Origin of the sequence: Absicoccus sp. (genome assembly GCF_034090965.1) — a bacterium.
GTDB lineage: Bacteria > Bacillota_I > Bacilli_A > Erysipelotrichales > Erysipelotrichaceae > Absicoccus > Absicoccus intestinalis.
In genome coordinates, this window is record NZ_JAXDRQ010000026.1 from 1 (window position 1) to 19,149 (window position 19,149).

Sequence of the window (19,149 nt, forward strand, 5' to 3'; positions counted from 1 at the left end):
GATTTGAATTCTACAATTGAATCATAAAGGTAGGTCTTGTATCCTACCTTTTTATAATGTGATTCATGTCAATTATGTGATAAAATAGAAAAGACAATAAAGGAGAACTATACTATGAAACTGTTGGCCTCAAATTATGATGGAACATTGTGTTACGGAAAACATGTAATGGACGAGGATAGCCAGGCAGTCCGACAATGGCAAGCAAGTGGAAATTTATTCACAATCGTAACCGGTCGTGCAAAAGAATCACTGGATAAGTATTTGAAAAAAGATGGATTGGATCCAGACTATATTGTAACAAATAATGGTAGTGTAATTTTTGATCGTATGGGCAATGAAATTGAAAGTAATTTTTTAGAGTATATTACTGCTTTGGATGTTATGTATATTGCCAAACAAACGGATGGTGTGGTTAGTTATGTTGTCAATGACGGCAGACATCGCCATCGTATTGTAGTGAATCCACATATTCAGGATGTTCGTTATCCGAATATGCAACCGGATCTTACGGAAGCAGAAGTCATGGATAAGCAAGGAGGCTATTCACAAATCGTTCTTTCGATGACAAATCCGGATATGGCCACTGCATTGGCAGAAGAATTAAACATATTCTTTTCAGAAAATATTACTGCTTATGCCAATAACTATTGTGTCGATGTGGTTCCAAAAGGAGTTTCGAAAGGAACAGGTTTGGAATTTGTGACCAATTATGTGGATCTAGATGTAGACGACGTATATGCGATCGGTAATTTAGAGAAAGATATTCCGATGTTAGAATTTGCAGGAAATTCTTATGCATTCTTTACAGCTAGCGAGGAAATCAAAGCAATTTGTGATCATGAAGTCATGTCTATTGCAGAAATGATCAAAGATATTAAATCCGAATAATCGATGAAATAAGGGGGAATCTAATTTGAGTGCTGCGATAGATGATATCACATTGATCATTCGACTGATCTTAGATATTTTAGCGGTATGGGCATTGATTTATTTGGCTTTGCGACTCTTTCGAAATAATTCGCGTACGGTACAAATATTAAAGGGTATTTTAGTCATCCTGGTCATTAAAGGACTATCCGTTATCCTTGGTCTCAATGCATTTAGCCATATCATGGATATTTTCTTGCAGTGGGGGGTATTGGCGTTGATCATCGTATTCCAACCCGAAATACGTGGTATGTTGGAACGCTTAGGAAAAACATCGGCCATCCACTTGACGAATTTAACTACGGAAGAAACCATTTCAATGATCAATGAAATTGTTGATGCTTGTGAGCAAATGTCAAAATCAAAGACGGGGGCTTTGATCACGATCCAACAAGCACAAGAATTGACCGATTATATCAACACAGGAATTCGTATGGATTCGGTTGTGTCTAGTGAATTATTGGGAACGATATTTCAATATGGAACACCCATGCATGATGGGGCTGTGATCATTCAGGGAAATAAAATTGCGTGTGCTGCTGCTTATTTTCCACCAACAAGTAGAGATCTACCAAGTAAATATGGTGCACGACATCGAGCTGCAGTTGGAATCAGTGAGATTACCGATTCGATCACGATCATTGTGAGCGAGGAAACAGGCGCTATTTCACTTGCTGTAAATGGGCAATTAACGCAATATCCAGTCGAAGGATTGCGTCGTTATTTGATGAATGTTTTGATTCCGAAAGAACCAGAAATATCGGATTCGCAATTGATTCGTAGAACGGCACATTCTTTGATCACACGAAATAAAACAGGGTCGGAAAAAGAAAAGAGAAAGAAAGTCGATGAACGAATTCAACCGATTGAGATTGTCGACTTTTATAATACAGACCACGGAGGAAAATCAAAATGATGAATAATAATTCACAACCTCCTATGGGTAAATTGCATTTGATTTATCGAATTGTGCGATTGATCTTTTCAAAATTAAGTAAATTAGTCGATCATATCATTTATTCAAAAACAGGGGCAGCTTTGGTTTCTTTGGTAGCAGCTGTTTTCATTTGTGTATCGATCAATTATGATGTGATTGGTACGCAATTATTTAATGACCAATCAACCACCGTACAGATCAATAATGTGGAAGTGGATGCATTATATGATTCGGAAAAATATGATCTGACTGGCGTACCGAGTACGGTTACTGTGATGTTGACAGGTAAATCTGCCGATATACAGGTATTTCGTGCCAAAGGGGAAGTCAAAGTAGTTTGTGATTTACGGAAAAATCAAGAAGGTGATTCGGTTGTTCAATTGGATGTGGATAACCTTCCTTCGAATCTGGATGCAAAAATAGAGCCAGCTACCGTAACGGCTCATTTGGCTGAGCGTGTATCCAAACGGTTTTCCGTTTCAGCAGAATTATATGCTTCTAGTACTTCCAAATGGGATACACCTACTTTGGATACAAATAATGTAACGATTTCGGGTACAAAGGAACAAATTGATTCGATTCGTTCCGTAAAAGCCATTATTGATGCATCCAATCAAACCAGTGATTTTGAGACCAGTGCCACATTGGTTGCTTATGATTCAAAGGGTGAAACTGTGGATGTTCAAATTGATCCTTCCACCATAAAGGCAGAAGTAAAATTAAAGAGTGAATAGAGGTAGTACAAAAATGGGAAAATATTTTGGAACAGATGGTGTTCGAGGCAGAGCCAATGAAGGTCTAACATTAGATATGTCCATCAAGATTGGACAGTATCTTGGTTGGTATTATAGTAAAAGTAGTCGTCATGCTCGTATCTTGATTGGTAAAGATACGCGTTTATCTGGCGATATGTTTGAATTGGGATTGGCAGCTGGAGCAACAAGTATGGGAGCCCAAGTGTATTTGTTGGGTGTATGTCCAACGCCTTCCATTAGTTATTTGATTCAAAAGGAACGGTTTGATTGTGGCATCATGGTCAGTGCCAGTCATAATCCTTTTTACGACAATGGCATTAAAGTTTTTAATGATCGTGGTGAAAAGATGGAGGAATCCATTTTATTGAAGATCGAAGATTATATGGATGATAAAACCCAATTGCCATTAGCCACTGGGGAGAAGATTGGTGAATTGATCGAATGGGAAGATGGTTTGGAAATCTATATGTCTTGGTTAAAAGAAACAGTTCCTGTTGATTTAACGGGCATGCATATTTGTGTGGATCTTGCCAATGGATCCGCTACAAGTACGGCGGTGGAAACTTTAGATGCTTTAGGTGCTACGGTCGAGGCCATCAATAATTCACCAAATGGCATTAATATCAACAACAAGTGTGGATCTACGCATCCAGAAGGCTTACAACGAATCATGAAAGAAAATGAGTATGATGTTGGTTTAGCGTTTGATGGCGATGCGGATCGATTGATCGTTTGTGACAGTGATGGGCGTTTGATGAATGGTGACTATATTCTTTATATCTGTAGTCGCTATTTAAAATCAGTCAATAAATTGAATAAGAATATGTGTGTCACTACGGTCATGGCTAACTTAGGTCTGTATAAAGCATTGGATGCAAGCAAAATTGATTATATCCAAACCCCAGTTGGTGATAAATATGTATTTGAGGAAATGCAGAAGCATGATTATTGGATTGGTGGAGAACAAAGCGGTCATATTATTTTCTATGAACATGAAAAGACAGGGGATGGCTTATTTACCGCCTTACAGTTATTGACGGTCATGAAAGAAACGGGTAAAACCTTACAAGAACTCAGTGAAGGCTTATTTATTTATCCGCAATTATTAGAAAATGTCGAAGTTAAGGATAAGGAACATGCTTTAAATGATGAGTCGTTGCAACAAGTGATTCAAAGTGTTCAGGATGATCTAGGCGATGAAGGCCGTATTCTTGTTCGTCCAAGTGGAACGGAACCATTGATTCGTGTCATGGTTGAAGCTAAAACCGATGAGTTATGTGAAGAATATGTAGGACGTGTTGTTTCTTATATGAAAGAGCATGCGTTTTAAGAGGAGGGATGCATTTTGAAACGTGTAATTTGTGTCGTAGAAGATGAAAAAGATCTAAATAATCTGGTGGCGCAATATTTACGTAAAGAAGGATATGAAGTTCGGTCGTATTATACATATGAAGAAGCCAATGCTCATGTTGCCGATGATGATGTTCATTTATGGATCTTAGATATCATGTTGGATGATAAATCGGGTTTTGATTTGATTGAAGAAATACGTTTACAAGGTCCAGAAATCCCAGTTATTTTCATGTCTGCACGTGATAAAGAATTTGATCGTATTATTGGCTTAGAAAAAGGCAGTGATGATTATATCACTAAGCCTTTTAGTCCTAAAGAATTGGTATTGCGTGTCAATAATATTATCAAACGTGCATATAAAGATGATAACAATCGCATCAGTATCGATGGTTATGAATTGGATGAAGAACAACGTAAGATTTTTTATGAGAATCAAGAAATAGAATTGACAACAAAAGAATTTGATTTATTGATGATGTTCATCAAAAATAAAGGCATTGCTTTTAGTCGTGATAAAATATTGGAAAATGTCTGGGATGAAAATTATTTTGGATCGGATCGTGTGGTCGATGATACGTTGCGTCGTTTGCGTAAGAAATTGCCAAATTTGAATATTCATACGATTTATGGATATGGCTATCGGTTAGGATAAGATGAAAAAACTAACAGCAGGGTTTCGCAAATTATCTTTGACCCAGCAGATCATCATGATCATTTTCCTATTTATTATTTTCTTTTTTGCGTTTTTCTTTCTCTTTTTAAGTGGCAATATCGATCGTACCATTCGTCTACAAATGTATGATATGATGGAAAGCCGTCAGGAAGCCATCATTACCGTTTTGAAATCGGATTCATCCGATGCTTTGAAACAAGACTATTTTGATTTTTCAGTCGATAAATACCAAGTGAATGGGATCGTAAAAAAAGATAAGGTACAGCTATTGAACACAAAGTTTCATGATAAGACTGTGCCTGGTTTGGCCAATACGATCGTGAAGGAATCGCAACAAGTCAAAGAAGATGGGGATGTTCAACAAGGTGTGTATGAATATAATGGGAGAACCTATTATTATCGAATTCGGCTTGTGAAGACCAATGAGGGAAATGTGATCTTAGCTAGCTATATGGATGATACCTATTCTCAATCGCTTCGTTCTTCTTTAGTGGATTCTACTTTTGATCTTACGATTTTTGCCTATTTTGCGATGTTGTTGATCATGATGATATGGGTGTATTCCATCATTCATCCATTGAACCAGATCAAATATTACATTGAACAAGTGAAAATGGGAAAAGATGTAGAATTGCATGTCAATCGAGAAGATGAAATAGGCGAAGTGGCGGATGCTTTGGTCAATATGAAGGATGAATTGACAAAGCAGGAAAAAGCCAAAGAGGAAATGATCCATAACATTTCTCATGATTTGAAGACACCTATCGCAACCATTAAATCCTATGCCGAATCCATCAAAGATGGGATCTATCCTTATGGTACGATGGAAAAAAGTGTTGATGTGATCATTGATAATGCACAACGTTTGGAAGACAAAGTTCATAATCTTTTGTATTTAAATCGGGTCGAATATTTGATCACCAGTGATGCCGAAGGTGTCGTTACCAATATGAAAGATGTTGTTGAACAAGTTGTCTTAAATACAGCCGTCATTCGTAAGGATATAGAAATTCAAACAGACATGGAAGAAGTGTTCTTTGATGGTTTGTTGGAATCTTGGCGAGTGACCATTGAAAATATCATGGAAAATGCATTTCGTTATGCGAAAACATATATTCGAATTGAACTGCATGAAGATGATTTAAAAATATCCAATGATGGACCAAAGATGGATGAAGATCGGATCGAAACGTTGTTTCATCCCTATGAAAAAGGGGAAGGGGGTCGTTTTGGTTTGGGTTTATCTATTGTTGATAAAGTGGTGAAGGCCAATCGTTATCTTGTGAAAGGATATAATACGGAAGATGGGGTTTGTTTTGAAATTTATCGACCGCATCCGAAAGTAAAAAAACAAGCCAATCGAAGACGGAACTATCGCCAGAAAAATGAGAAGCAGAATAAGGAACGATGATTTTTGAATCATGCAGAATTTCCTTTTGTCGAAATTCACTTCTTCAAAGTAGAAGAAGACGGCAAGAATAGTAGATGGAGGTTTAAATATCAAACTTCTTAGTAGCTTTATTTTCGATAAATTGAGGCAGTTTACTGAAATAGAATGAAAAAATAAATTCTATCGTGCATTTTAACATCGAATAGTTTATAATGAGGACAACAATGTTGAAAAGGACATGAATAGGAATCATGCAATCTAGAGAGAAGAATGGTTGGTGTAAATTCTTTGCGCAGATTTTTATTTACTCCCTTGGAGTTGCCCTCGAAAGAGTGTGCCGTAAGTTGGCGTTAACAACACTTGAGATGTACAGAATTTTTCTGTAAATTAAGGTGGTACCGCGTTCACAACGTCCTTATATAGGACGTTTTTTTATTTAGGAGGAAACAAAATGGAACTTGTGAACTTTACTGAAGATGAACATTTAAAAACATTGAATCATTCATGTGCGCATTTAATGGCCCAAGCCGTTCGTCATATTTGGCCAGATGCTAAATTTTGGGTTGGACCTGTCGTGGAAGAAGGATTCTATTATGATATGGATCTAGGTGATCATACGATCACAGATGAAGATCTGGATAAGATCACAAAAGAGATGAAGAAATGTGCGAAATCGGATAAACGTATCGTTCGTCAGGAAATCAGCCGAGAAGAGGCTTTGGCGCGTTTTAAAGATGATCCATATAAAGTCGATTTGATTACTCGTATGCCGGAAGGTACAAACATTTCGATGTATACGCAAGGTGACTTTACCGACTTATGTCGAGGTCCTCATGTAGAGAGTACAAAGAAGTGTCGTTATTTTAAGTTGATGAAACATTCTGGTGCTTACTGGAAAGGTGATGTCAACAATAAAATGTTACAACGTATTTATGGTGTATGTTTCGATACAAAAGAAGATCTAGACAAATACCTGGAAGCTTTAGAGGAAGCAAAGAAACGTGATCACAAGAAGATTGGTCGTGAAATGGGCTTATTTATGATGTCTGAATTTGCACCTGGTATGCCATTCTTCCTTCCAGATGGAATGATCCTTCAAAGACAATTGGAAGAATATTGGCATGAAGAACATGTCAAAGAAGGATATCAATTTGTTCGTACACCTATCATGATGTCTAAAGAATTATGGGAAACCTCTGGACATTGGGGACACTATAAACAAAATATGTATACTTCAAAAGTAGAAAATCGTGAATTTGCGATCAAACCAATGAATTGCCCAGGCGCTGTGTTGGTCTATAACAATTCTTTGCATTCTTACAAAGATTTACCCCTTCGATTAGCTGAAGAAGGACTTGTGCATCGAAATGAAGCTTCTGGTGCATTAAACGGATTGTTCCGCGTTCGTGAATTTACCCAAGATGATTCACATATTTTTGTGACTGTCGATCAAATTGAAGATGAAGTAGGACGTATCATTGCCCTGATTGATCGTATTTATAGTGTTTTAGGATTGACATACAATATTGAATTGTCTACTCGTCCAGAAAGCTATATTGGTGAATTGGATGTTTGGGAAAAGAGTGAAAAAGCTTTGGCTGAGGCGTGCCGTAAAGCTGGAAAAGATTTTGTTGTAAATCCAGGCGATGGTGCTTTCTATGGTCCAAAATTAGATTTCCATATCAAGGATAGTTTGGGACGTATTTGGCAATGTGGTACGGTTCAATTGGATATGAATTTACCAGGTCGTTTTGGAGCTGTGTATGTGGATAAAGATGGTTCTCGTAAGACACCTATCATGTTGCATCGTGTTGTCTTTGGTTCTTTTGAACGTTTCATTGGTATTTTGACCGAACATTTTGCTGGTCATTTCCCATTGTGGATGGCTCCTCATCAATTGGTTGTCATTCCTGTTCATCAGGAAAAACATTTAGCGTATGCGAAGAAAGTACAAGAAGCTTTGAAAGCCAAAGGATTACGTGTTGATTTAGATGATCGTAATGAAAAATTAGGTTATCGTGTCCGTGAAGCACAAATCAAACATATCAATTATCAATTGGTTGTTGGTGATGGTGAAATGGAAGCCAATACGGTAACGATTCGAAAGAGTGGTTCTCGTAAATCAGAAACAGTTTCATTGGAAGATGCCATTCAACGTTTTGTTTCCGAAGTGGATACTAAAGAATTATTTAAAGCTGAATAGGTAAGATCAGATCCATAGATATGGATCTGATTTTTTAAGCACTTTGATGTTGACAGTGCTAAATGTTGTGATATACTACAGTTAGCAATTGAAATAGACAAGTGCTAAAAAGGAGGATGCTAGTATGATTAAACCTTTACATGATTTTGTTTTATTGAAAAAAGAAAAAGAAGAAAAGACGACCGCAAGTGGAATTATCTTGACGAGTGGCAAAGAAAAATCAAAATTTGCGATCGTTGAAGAAATTGGAACTGGAGTCGAAAAGCCAGATTATGCCAAGGGCGATAAAGTATTATTTAAAGAATATGCCGGAACAAATATCAAAATTGATGACGAAGAATATGTAGTGATCAAAGATGAAGATATCATTGCAGTAAATCGATAATATATAGGAGGAATAGTTATGGCAAAAGAAGTACGTTTTTCAAAAGATGCTCGTGAAGCAATGCTCAATGGAGTGAATACCTTAGCGAATGCAGTACGTGTTACATTAGGTCCTAAAGGACGTAACGTGGTCTTGGAAAGAGAATATGGCAGCCCATTGATCACGAATGATGGTGTAAGTATTGCCAAAGAAATTGAATTGGAAGATCCATTTGAAAATATGGGTGCGAAATTGGTTTATGAAGTAGCCAATAAAACCAATGATACGGCTGGTGATGGTACAACAACAGCAACCATTTTGGCGCAAAGCATGATTGAAAATGGTTTACGTGCGGTAGAACGTGGTGCAAACCCTGTATTGATGCGTGAAGGTATTGAGAAAGCATCAAAAGCTATCAGTGAATATATTTTGGAACATTCAAAGAAGGTAGAATCTTCTAAAGATATTGAGAGCGTAGCTACAATTTCGAGTGGTAATGAAGAAATTGGTAAGATCATTGCCCAAGCCATGGAAAAGGTAGGTCGTGATGGTGTTATCTCTACGGATGATTCCAATAGTTTTGAAACAACATTAGAAATCAGTGAAGGTATGGAATATGACAAGGGCTATGTTTCTCCATATATGGTTTCTGATCGTGAAAAAATGGAATGTGTTATGGAAAATCCATATGTTTTGGTTACGGATCAAAAGATCAACAATGTCCAAGAAATCTTACCTTTGTTGGAGCAAATCGTACAATCCAATCGTAGTTTATTGATCATTGCGGATGATTTGGAAAATGAAGTTGTATCTACATTGGCATTAAATAAATTACGTGGAACATTTAACGTCGTTGCAACGAAGGCGCCTGGATTTGGTGATAACCAAAAAGCGCAATTGGAAGATATTGCCATCTTAACAGGTGCAACATTCTATTCGAAAGATCTAGATATGGATCTAAAAGATATGCAATTATCTGATCTTGGTACCGTAAAGCGTTTGATTGTTAAGAAAGACAGTACAACGATGATTGGTGGTGCTGGCGATAAAGCAAAAGTAGCTGATCGTGTAAAAGAAATTGAAGCACAAATTGAAAATACCAAGAGCGAATATGATAAGAAACGTATGTCTGAACGTTTAGGTAAATTATCCAATGGTGTGGCAGTCATCAAAGTCGGTGCGGCTACTGAAACGGAATTAAAAGAAAAGAAATTACGTATTGAAGATGCATTGAACTCTACTCGTGCAGCTGTTAGTGAAGGTATTGTTGTTGGTGGTGGCGCTTGCCTTGTCAATGCTTATGTTGCCTTGAAAGATAAGGTGCATTCCGATGTAGTGGATGTACAAAAAGGTATTAAATTAGTATTTGACGCTTTGTTATCGCCATTGGCACAAATTGCTGATAATGCCGGATTTAATAGTGAAGATATTGTTGAAAAACAAAAGACACAAGATACGGGTATTGGTTTTGATGCCAAAGCCGGTGAATGGGTAAATATGTTTGATGCAGGTATCATTGATCCTGCCAAAGTAACTCGTAATGCTTTGATCAATTCAACAAGTATTTCTGCTTTGTTCATTACTACAGAAGCCGGTGTGGCTAAGATTCCAGAACCAGAACAACCAGCACCAGCTGCTCCAGCCATGTATTAATCGATTCCAGAAGGACTCATTGAAATGAGTTCTTCTTTTTTTTATAATGATTTTTGGTGATATATATGAAAACAATTTGGATAGCAACTTCCAATCCACATAAAGTGGAAGAATTTCAAACGATGTTGGGATCCCAAGTTCAGGTAAAAAGCATGAAAGATCTGGATCAAGAGGTCCACATTGTTGAGAATGGAAAGACATTTGAAGAAAATGCCTTGATCAAAGCACGGGCTCTGTATCAGGTGATCCATCAACCGGTGCTTAGTGATGATTCCGGTTTAGAAGTCGATGCCTTGAATAAACAACCGGGTGTACATTCTGCCCGTTGGATGGGTAAAGACACGTCTTATACGATCAAAAACCAGGCCATCATTGATGCGCTCAAGGGAAAAAAAGATCGTTCTGCTCGATTTATCTGTGTGATTGCCTTTATTGATGAACAAGGGAAAGAATATACGTATCGAGGTACGATCGAAGGCCAAATCAATGATGAAATCGTTGGTAAGAATGGATTTGGTTATGATCCCATCTTTTATTACCCACCATTTCATACAACCACGGCCAATGTGAGTGAGGAATTAAAGAATAGTGTTTCTCATCGTGGCAATGCTTTAAAAGCCTTTATGGCAGATTGGAAGGATCGATTATGATTCATGTCGTTTTATACGAGCCGGAAATACCAGGCAATACCGGAAATATCATTCGTACTTGTATGGCAACCAATAGTGTTCTACATTTGATAGAACCTTTGGGATTTTCTTTAGATGAAAAACATCTTCGTCGTGCCGGGATGGATTATGCGAAAGATTGTGATATTCGTATTCATAAAAATTGGGATGCGTTTGTGCAAGCAAATCCAGCCAAACATTATTATTATATGACGCGTTATGGTAAAAAAGCACCGAGTCAATTTGACTTTACAAAAGAAACAGGGGATATCTATTTGATCTTAGGGAAAGAGAGCACGGGCATTGATCGTCGTATCTTAAAACATCATCAAGATACATGTATGCGTTTGCCGATGGTTGCACAAGCTCGTTCTTTAAATTTATCCAACTGTGCGGCAATCATCGTTTATGAAGTGTTGCGACAATTAAATTATCCGGGATTATCGACAACGGAGGTTCTTAAAGGAGAGGATTTTTTGGACACAATACCGGAATAATTGGTAGACAAAAGAAAAGAAATGCCTAAATGTACTTCATTTGTGAACGTTTGTCTATTTTGAGATTTTACTTTAAATTTGGATTAAAATCACACATTTTTACATAATTTTTTGAAAACCCCTTTAAATAAAGGGGATTTTTTAAAAAATGATTCCCAAAATTGTGTGAAACCTTTCCAGAATGATTCGGTGAAATTTGCGACAACCGGAAACTTATGATAACCTTGGAGATGTTTAAGAGGTGATTTAGATGAAATTTATCGAAAAACATAACAAACTACTTGCTGTAGCGTTATGTGCTGCCAGCATGGGTTCAGTTGCTCAAACCATCAAAGCATTTGAACTAAAACCAGGATGGCATGGCGAAGGTAAAAATCGTTACTATATTCAAGCTTCTGATCGTAAAGAGGCCACTGGATTGACCCAAGTTAACAACGACCTTTACTATTTCGATGAAAAAGGCGATATGCAATTTGGATGGCAAACCGTTGCTAACAAAACATATTACTTTAAGTCGAATGGTACAGCCGCTACAGGAAAGACCGTAGTCTCTGGCGAAACGTACAATTTTGAAAAGACAGGTACTTTACGTCAAGGTTGGTCTAAAGACAAAAAATCATATTATGATGACAAAGGTTTCAAGAAAACCAATACTTTAGTGAATGATGGAGATTCAACATATTACTTAGATGCCGATGGTGAAGTAAAAACAGGTTGGGTTGAAATCGATGGACAAAAATACTATTTTGATGAAAATGGTAAACGTGTTACAAACACAGAAATGGATATTGATGGAACAACGTATGCTTTCAATGAAGATGGTACATTGAAAACAGGTTGGTCAAATGATGGTAATGCCTATTTCCAAGATGGAACAAAGGTTACAGGTTACCAACAAATTGATGGTAATGCTTATTTCTTTGGTGATGATGGAAATAAAGTTGTCAATGGTGAAAAAGTTGCCGATGAGTATTACACAGATGAAAATGGTGTAATCGTAGATACGCAAACAGCAATTGATGAGCGTGCTGCTGCCGAAGCTGCACAAAAGGCTACCGAAGAAGCTGCTGCTCAAAAAGCCGCAGAAGAAGCCGCTGCACAGCAAGCTGCACAAGAACAAGCTGCTGCACAAGAGGCCGCTGCGCAAGAAGCTGCTGCTCAACAACAGGCTGCTGCTCAACAACAAGCTGCGAACACAAACAATACGGTATCCAATGCCAACACTTCAACTGTTTCCAATACAACAACGGTCGTAGACAATACCACTACGAATACGGCAACCAATACAGGTAGTACAAATACAAATACGGGTACAAGTAACAATACCGCTGCAAATACGGGTTCAACAAATACATCAACAAGTACAGGCACAACAACTTCTTCAAAATCAGCAGCTATTGCTGCCGCCGCTTTATCACAAATCGGTGTTGGTCAAGATTGTACGATGTTAGTTACAAACTCTTTAGCAGCAGCAGGTATTAGTTTCCATGGATGGCCTGAAGATTATTTATCATTAGGTACTGTCACAAGTAATCCAGTGCCAGGTGATATCATTGTTTACCAAGGTCACGTTGCTGTTTATGTTGGTAATGGACAAGCTGTACATGGTGGTTGGAATGGATCGACAACGGTTCTTACTTCTGTAAATTGTTCGCAACCATTTATCGCTTACGTTCATATTAACTAGTCTATATAAAGAGGACTTCGGTCCTCTTTTTTTTATCAGAGGAAAACGAAAATGAAATTTATTAAGACCGAAAAATTTAATCATGTGAGTGTATCCATTCGTTCGATTTTTGCCTTGGATATTCATACGATCACGACCATGAATCTTTTATGCATCATGATGAAAAAACAAACGGAAAAATATCCAGATCCTTCTTTATTTGCCCGTGCTTTAGCAGATACCTATGGCATTCGTATTGGGGTCGGACTTTCTGCTTATGGGAAACAATTGGTCATGGATATACGAATGAATGCGATTGAATCACAATGGATACCCGATCCAAGCTATGAAAAACAAGCACTTGATTTATTCAATCAAATCATTTGCCATCCACACTTTACGTCGGCTTCGCTTTCTCAAGCAAAAATGCAATTAAAAAATCGTTTGCATACGCAAATGGATGATCCCAACACGATTGCTTTGCTGAATGCTTTTACGAGCTTAGCCCCTCATTCCATTTCCATACCGGTACAAGGAAACATCAATGCAATTGATGGCATTACGCTTTTGGATATTCAGCAAGCCTATGAAGCCTATCTAAAAGCAGAAAAGCATGTATATATCGTTGGTCAACCCAGTCAAGCACTCTATAACTATTTAGATTCATTGGATTCGCATCAAACGCTCCAATCGCATTTTGAATTGTTGGACAATTCTTCCTTACAAATACAAAGCCAAACTCGTGATATTTCGCAAACAAGTCTAACACATGTGTATGCGAATCATATCGGCGTGGATGATCCATTGTATTATCCTTTGTTGGTCATGAACTCCCTTTTGGGTCAATCACCCAATAGTTTATTGTTTACCAACGTTCGTGAAAAACATAGTTATTGTTATTCCATCTATAGTTCAATTGTTCGTTTTGATGGCGCATTGATCATTTCCACGAGTTTTCGAAATCAATATTTTGATCAAGTAATATCTTTGATCCAAGAACAAATTAAGAAACTGCAAACCGGTCAATTTGATGTGTCATTGCTTTCGAGTGCAAAAAAAGATCTGATCGATGGTTTGATCAGTGGTCAAGATAGTTCGTTTAGTTTAATTGAACAAGCCTATCTGGATGATTTGATGCATCGAAATACGCAATTAAAAGATCGTATCTCAGCCATTGATCATGTCACCAAAGAAGAAGTGATCCAGGCAAGTTCCTATCTACATTTGGTTGCGCGATCCATCGTAAAGGAGGAAGAGCATGAAGAAGTTTAATATGATTGTCAAAGAGGAAACATTAGACAATGGATTGCATGTTATTTTGGTCAAAAAGCCGGGATATTATCGTTCCTTGTTTATGCTTGCTGTGGATGCAGGTGGATTTGATATTGAACAAAGTTATCATAATTTGCATCTCCATCATCGTTCGGGATGTGCCCATTTTCTTGAACATCAAATGTTTCGATTACATGGCCAGGATATTACGGATCAATTTGCTCAAATGCAAGCCAGTACCAATGCGTTTACGACGTATAATAAAACGGCGTATTATTTTCAAACAACGGCAGATATCGAAGCACCATTGCATCTACTTTTTGATTTTGTGGAAGAACTGGATATTGATACACAATCTGTCAACAAAGAAAAAGGAATCATTCTTAGCGAATATGATATGTATCAGCAACAACCAGAACAGCGATTATTTAAAGAAACTTGGAAAAGTCTATATGTCGAGCATCCCCTTCGATATGATGTATTAGGAACACCAGAAGATATTGCCCATATGCGTGTCGAAGATTTAAAGACCTTCTATCATTATAATTATGATCCTTCCAAATTAACATTGGTTGGTATTACAGGCCAGGATATTGACAAGATCATGGATATCATTAAAGAAAATCAAATCCGTCATCCCTCTTCTTTAAATGGCAAAGTCAAGCGCGTGATCCATGATGAACCAACGACTTGTGCTCGTTCTGATTTCTCATGTACGATGGATATTTCCACACCTTTTGTATGCATTGGCTATAAACAAAAGCCAGAAACCGATATTCATTTGGCTATTCAAAAGGATCAATGTATTCAAATGGCGTTAGATGCAGCGATGACCTCTTTGAATCCTTGTTATCAATCTTGGTTGGATGAAGAAATCATGACCAACATCAATGGGGCAGAATGCGATATCCATATTGATCACAGTGCTGTACTTTTTTATGCACAGACTCATTATCCCCAAGCTTATATAAAACTGGTAGAAAAAATGAGCAAACAGTTGGTTCAAGGCATCGATCCAACAATCTTTCAAGCCATAAAAGCGCGAGCTCTTGCACAAATGATTCGCGGATTTGATTCTTTTGAAGATCTTGCAGTGGATTTGCTGGAAGCTCATATTTCTGGCTATGATCATTGGCAACAATATGAAATGATCTCCAAATTAAGCGTGGAACAAATCAATACCTATCTCAAGACTTTGGATCTTGATCATCCAACGGTTACGACGATTCAACCAAAAAATATGTAAATCAATAAATATACAGTATTTTATGATATGTAAAATACTGTATATTTTTTATTTTACGTAATTTAACTTCGTTTGCTTAAATATCAATATCTATTTACTATAAGAGCGAAGGCAGGTGATAAGAAATGGTACATTACCATTACCGGATACGCTAGGAGGTAAATAGAATGAATCTTTTTTGTATTGTTGGATGTATTGAAGAATTACCTTCATTGAAAGAGACAACCACGGGTGTCAAGACATGTAGTGTTTTGATGAAAGTGGATCGTCCATTCGCCAATTCCGAGGGCATATACGAACAAGATTTGATCCAAGTGGAAGTTTGGAGGGGATTGGCAGAAACCTTATGTGCGCATTCACACATTGGGGACTGTCTGGCCATTAAAGGTCGAATGGCTTCGCGTCGTTATGATAAAGAAGAGAAAACATACTATAATTATGTTTTTGTAGCGGAAAAAATCGACTTTTTATCCAAAAAGTTAGAACCAAACGAAAGTAGGTAGGTAGTTGAACTACCTGCTTTTTTTACGATATACTCCTATTGGAGGATAGAGACATGAGACAGAATTTACATACACATAGTACATATTGTGATGGCAAAGACCAACCGGAACAAATGATCCAAACAGCGATTGAAAAAGGGTTTGATATATTAGGATTTTCCGGTCATGGATATTGTATCTATGATGATGCATCGATGTCGCAACAAGGCCAGGTTGCATATATTCATGAAATTCGTGCACTTCAAAAAAAATATGCCGATCAAATCCAAATATATCTAGGCATCGAACAAGATATATTGGGAAGAGTAGCCAATCCGGCTGATTTTGATTACATCATTGGCAGTGCACATTTTGTTGAACAGGAAGGCCAGTTTAAAAGTGTTGATGAAAGTGAACAGACAATGTGTAAAATACTGCATGAATGGTTTCATGATGATTTTTTGTCCTATGCACAAGCCTACTATAAGAATGTTGCTGTTATGAAAGACTGGAAAGAAGTGGATATCATTGGACATTTGGATCTATTGACAAAATACAATGAAGGAAATAAGTATTTTGATTTTGAAGATCCTCGATATGTCGCTCTAGCTTGCGATACGATCGATGCTCTTTCGCATAAAATTTTTGAAGTAAATACAGGTGCCATCGCTCGAGGATATCGAACAGCACCTTATCCATATAAGAATTTATTGGCTTATATGCACGAAAAAAAGATTCGTATTTGTTTGAATAGTGATTGTCATGACCGGATAAACTTGGATTGTCATTTCAAAGAATCTTTGGATCTGATACGAAAGGTGGGATATGATTCCATGGTCGTATTGACTTCCGAAGGTTTTAAGGATCGACCATTGGACCAGTTCCAATAAAAAAAGAACGAATGACTTCGTTCTAATGGCGACCAAATTGTTCATTCAGTCCTTCGACAATATCTTTTGGCAATCGTACATTTTCTGTAAATGGGTTCACCACGATGGCGTGAACCTTTTTATTTTCGGCTACATAATGCAGACATTCCACAAAAGGAAGTTGTTGCCATTTGACTTGCACATATTCATCCAAAGCTTCTTCTTGGCTTGAAAAAACGGGATAGAATTTATGACCGTCCATATCGGCTAAGATATCGGGTTGGTTATCTTCGAATACAGGAATCCAAACCGAACTGGAAATCAATGTTTCTAACATCGAAACGAGATTGTTTTCTGATGAATCTTGGCCATAGGCTTGTAAACTGTTTTTAATTGCATCCATATACATTTTCATCTTTCTAAAATAAAAAGAGGCAAGGCCTCTTTTTACTAACGATTGTAGAACTCAACGACTAACAATTCATTAATTGGTTGTGATGTGAATAATTCACTACGTTCTGGATAACGTACATACGTACCTTTTTTCTTATCGGTATCTACATTGACAAAATCAACAGTAGATGTTGCAGCTTCTAAAGCTTCGTTGATTGCAGATAAGTTTTTCGAACGTTCACGAACTTCGATTTCTTGTCCAGGTTTTACTTGGAAACTAGGAATATCGACTTTCTTTCCATCAACCAAGATATGTCCATGGTTGACAAGTTGACGTGCTGCACGACGTGTACGAGCAAATCCCATACGATAAACGATGTTATCCAAACGGCTTTCCAACATGATCAATAAATTTTCACCAGATGCACCTGGTTTTTTACTTGCCTTTGCGTACGTATTAGCGAATTGCTTTTCACTTAATTGATACGTATGACGAATACGTTGTTTTTCCTGTAACTGAATACCATAGTTTGTTAATTTGCCACGACGTCCTTGGCCGTGTTGACCTGGAATATAATTACGACGAGTTAGTTCTTCACCTGTTTCCAAGATCGAGAAACCCAAACGACGAGACTTTTTCCAAGTACTTCCTGTGTTTCTAGACATAAGTTTCCTCCTATTGTTTTTTCACAAAACAATAACAGTACAAATCACTACTAGGCGTGTTATAAAAGATGCTTTCTACTATTCAGCTGTTAGTTACTCGCATCGCTTGCGCTTATAACGCGTATCTTGTAGCTTTGTATGCTGCTATCAATTTATGCTCAAATATCATATCAAAGTGCTTGTTCAAAATCAAGAAAATTTAGATTATTCATGGAAACACATAGTAAGTTTTGCTATAATGACAGTAGTTTTTTAAGGAGGAATTTGGATGCAATCTGTAACCGACTTTTTATCATTTATTCAATCACGTATCACGTTGGCTACGTTGATATATATATATATCATCGTTTTGGTGATTATCTTATTAGTCATTCTTTCCAATCATTTACGCCGTCGTAAAGCGAACGCCCGATTTGAGGAATTAGAGAAAGATGTGAATGCGGTAAGAAATAATTCATTAGATTATAAATTTAATAAAGCTAAAGCATTCGCAAAAGTAAATGCCGATATCATGGAACGTGTCAATGAATTGACACCAAAATATAATGTATGCATTGAAGGTATGGATGAATGTGACACACTTTGTGAAAAAGCACACGATGCTTTAGAAGGACATCATACCAAAAGAGCTATGCGCCGAATGGATGAATTGGAAACATCTTTGAAAGATGCACGGGAACGCATTCGTATCGTTACGAAAGCATTGGATAATATTCTGCAAAAAGAAACAGAAGTTCGTGATTTTGCGAATGCCTTAAAGGAACGTTATCAAAATGTGCGTCAAGTCTATACGACCAATCGTAATTCTTTTTATAAAGCAACGACTTACTTTGATTCTCGCTTCCAAGAAATTGAAAATGATTTCTCTAATTTCGAAGAATGGATGTATGCTTGTGAATTCAATAAAGCCAAAGACGAAGGAAACAAGATTGCTGCCTCCATCGATTCACTTTCAAGCGAAATTGCTTTATGTCCAGATTTGTATGAAAGAACCAAATCGATTATTCCGGCTGCAATGATGGAAATTAATCAAAATGCGACAGAATTATCACAATCGGATATCAATTTGGGATATTTAGAAATCAACAAGAATTTAAATGAAGCAGCTAGCCAATTAAAAGAAGCTGAACAT

At 37.2% G+C, this 19,149-nt stretch carries 19 protein-coding genes; 17 read left to right on the forward strand and 2 right to left on the reverse strand.

Annotation, left to right across the window (positions count from 1 at the left end; translation table 11 throughout):
* The first annotated feature begins 114 nt into the window (after positions 1 to 114).
* The 16 genes from SOS22_RS03865 to SOS22_RS03940 all read left to right on the forward strand — a co-directional run bounded on the left by SOS22_RS03865 (position 115) and on the right by SOS22_RS03940 (position 16,979).
* A complete protein-coding gene (locus tag SOS22_RS03865) occupies positions 115 to 891 on the forward strand; it encodes an HAD-IIB family hydrolase (RefSeq protein WP_320325187.1) in 777 nt (258 codons plus the stop codon).
* Between the two features lie 25 nt (positions 892 to 916).
* Positions 917 to 1,846, forward strand: a complete 930-nt coding sequence (cdaA, locus tag SOS22_RS03870) for a diadenylate cyclase CdaA (RefSeq protein WP_320325186.1) — start codon at positions 917 to 919, stop codon at positions 1,844 to 1,846.
* Positions 1,843 to 2,601 carry a YbbR-like domain-containing protein gene (locus SOS22_RS03875; protein WP_320325185.1) on the forward strand — a complete coding sequence of 253 codons (759 nt, stop codon included), beginning with the start codon at positions 1,843 to 1,845 and terminating at the stop codon, positions 2,599 to 2,601. Before cdaA ends, SOS22_RS03875 begins: the two co-directional genes overlap by 4 nt.
* A 13-nt stretch (positions 2,602 to 2,614) precedes the next feature.
* Entirely contained in the window at positions 2,615 to 3,952 is a 1,338-nt protein-coding gene (gene glmM / locus SOS22_RS03880) for a phosphoglucosamine mutase (protein WP_320325184.1), read from the forward strand.
* A 15-nt stretch (positions 3,953 to 3,967) separates the two neighbouring features.
* Positions 3,968 to 4,627 carry a response regulator transcription factor gene (locus tag SOS22_RS03885; protein ID WP_128520815.1) on the forward strand — a complete coding sequence of 220 codons (660 nt, stop codon included), beginning with the start codon at positions 3,968 to 3,970 and terminating at the stop codon, positions 4,625 to 4,627.
* Between the two features lies 1 nt (position 4,628).
* Positions 4,629 to 6,059 carry a HAMP domain-containing sensor histidine kinase gene (locus SOS22_RS03890; protein ID WP_320325183.1) on the forward strand — a complete coding sequence of 477 codons (1,431 nt, stop codon included), beginning with the start codon at positions 4,629 to 4,631 and terminating at the stop codon, positions 6,057 to 6,059.
* A gap of 430 nt (positions 6,060 to 6,489) precedes the next feature.
* Positions 6,490 to 8,241, forward strand: a complete 1,752-nt coding sequence (gene thrS, locus SOS22_RS03895; RefSeq protein WP_320596372.1) for a threonine--tRNA ligase — start codon at positions 6,490 to 6,492, stop codon at positions 8,239 to 8,241.
* 124 nt (positions 8,242 to 8,365) lie between these two features.
* Complete coding sequence (locus tag SOS22_RS03900) at positions 8,366 to 8,626, forward strand: co-chaperone GroES (protein ID WP_320325181.1); 261 nt, start codon at positions 8,366 to 8,368, stop codon at positions 8,624 to 8,626.
* 18 nt (positions 8,627 to 8,644) lie between these two features.
* A complete protein-coding gene (gene groL / locus SOS22_RS03905) occupies positions 8,645 to 10,258 on the forward strand; it encodes a chaperonin GroEL (protein WP_320325180.1) in 1,614 nt (537 codons plus the stop codon).
* A gap of 65 nt (positions 10,259 to 10,323) precedes the next feature.
* The gene (rdgB, locus tag SOS22_RS03910) at positions 10,324 to 10,908 is read left to right on the forward strand and encodes an RdgB/HAM1 family non-canonical purine NTP pyrophosphatase (protein ID WP_320325179.1); all 585 of its coding nucleotides are present in this window, start codon (positions 10,324 to 10,326) and stop codon (positions 10,906 to 10,908) included.
* Entirely contained in the window at positions 10,905 to 11,423 is a 519-nt protein-coding gene (locus SOS22_RS03915; RefSeq protein WP_320596373.1) for a tRNA (cytidine(34)-2'-O)-methyltransferase, read from the forward strand. Before rdgB ends, SOS22_RS03915 begins: the two co-directional genes overlap by 4 nt.
* 307 nt (positions 11,424 to 11,730) lie before the next feature.
* Positions 11,731 to 13,110, forward strand: a complete 1,380-nt coding sequence (locus SOS22_RS03920) for an NlpC/P60 family protein (RefSeq protein ID WP_320596374.1) — start codon at positions 11,731 to 11,733, stop codon at positions 13,108 to 13,110.
* A gap of 51 nt (positions 13,111 to 13,161) precedes the next feature.
* The gene (locus SOS22_RS03925; RefSeq protein WP_320596375.1) at positions 13,162 to 14,361 is read left to right on the forward strand and encodes a M16 family metallopeptidase; all 1,200 of its coding nucleotides are present in this window, start codon (positions 13,162 to 13,164) and stop codon (positions 14,359 to 14,361) included.
* Positions 14,348 to 15,607, forward strand: coding sequence for an EF-P 5-aminopentanol modification-associated protein YfmH (gene yfmH / locus SOS22_RS03930; RefSeq protein WP_320596376.1), 1,260 nt, complete (start codon positions 14,348 to 14,350; stop codon positions 15,605 to 15,607). The genes SOS22_RS03925 and yfmH overlap by 14 nt, the downstream gene beginning before the upstream one ends.
* Positions 15,608 to 15,774: 167 nt before the next feature.
* Entirely contained in the window at positions 15,775 to 16,110 is a 336-nt protein-coding gene (locus SOS22_RS03935) for a single-stranded DNA-binding protein (protein WP_320325174.1), read from the forward strand.
* A 53-nt stretch (positions 16,111 to 16,163) separates the two neighbouring features.
* Entirely contained in the window at positions 16,164 to 16,979 is an 816-nt protein-coding gene (locus tag SOS22_RS03940; protein WP_320325173.1) for a histidinol-phosphatase, read from the forward strand.
* Between the two features lie 22 nt (positions 16,980 to 17,001).
* On the opposite strand, the gene SOS22_RS03945 is transcribed toward SOS22_RS03940, so the two are convergent.
* Both SOS22_RS03945 and rpsD read right to left on the reverse strand, forming a co-directional pair.
* Positions 17,002 to 17,361: an SseB family protein gene (locus tag SOS22_RS03945; RefSeq protein WP_320325172.1), complete on the reverse strand. Its 360-nt coding sequence runs from the start codon at positions 17,359 to 17,361 to the stop codon at positions 17,002 to 17,004.
* Between the two features lie 47 nt (positions 17,362 to 17,408).
* Positions 17,409 to 18,017, reverse strand: coding sequence for a 30S ribosomal protein S4 (gene rpsD, locus SOS22_RS03950; RefSeq protein WP_320325171.1), 609 nt, complete (start codon positions 18,015 to 18,017; stop codon positions 17,409 to 17,411).
* Positions 18,018 to 18,285: 268 nt separating this feature from the next.
* Between rpsD and SOS22_RS03955 the strand changes: the two genes are divergently transcribed.
* Positions 18,286 to 19,149: septation ring formation regulator EzrA (locus tag SOS22_RS03955; protein ID WP_320596377.1), on the forward strand; the 864-nt coding region annotated here is incomplete at its 3' end.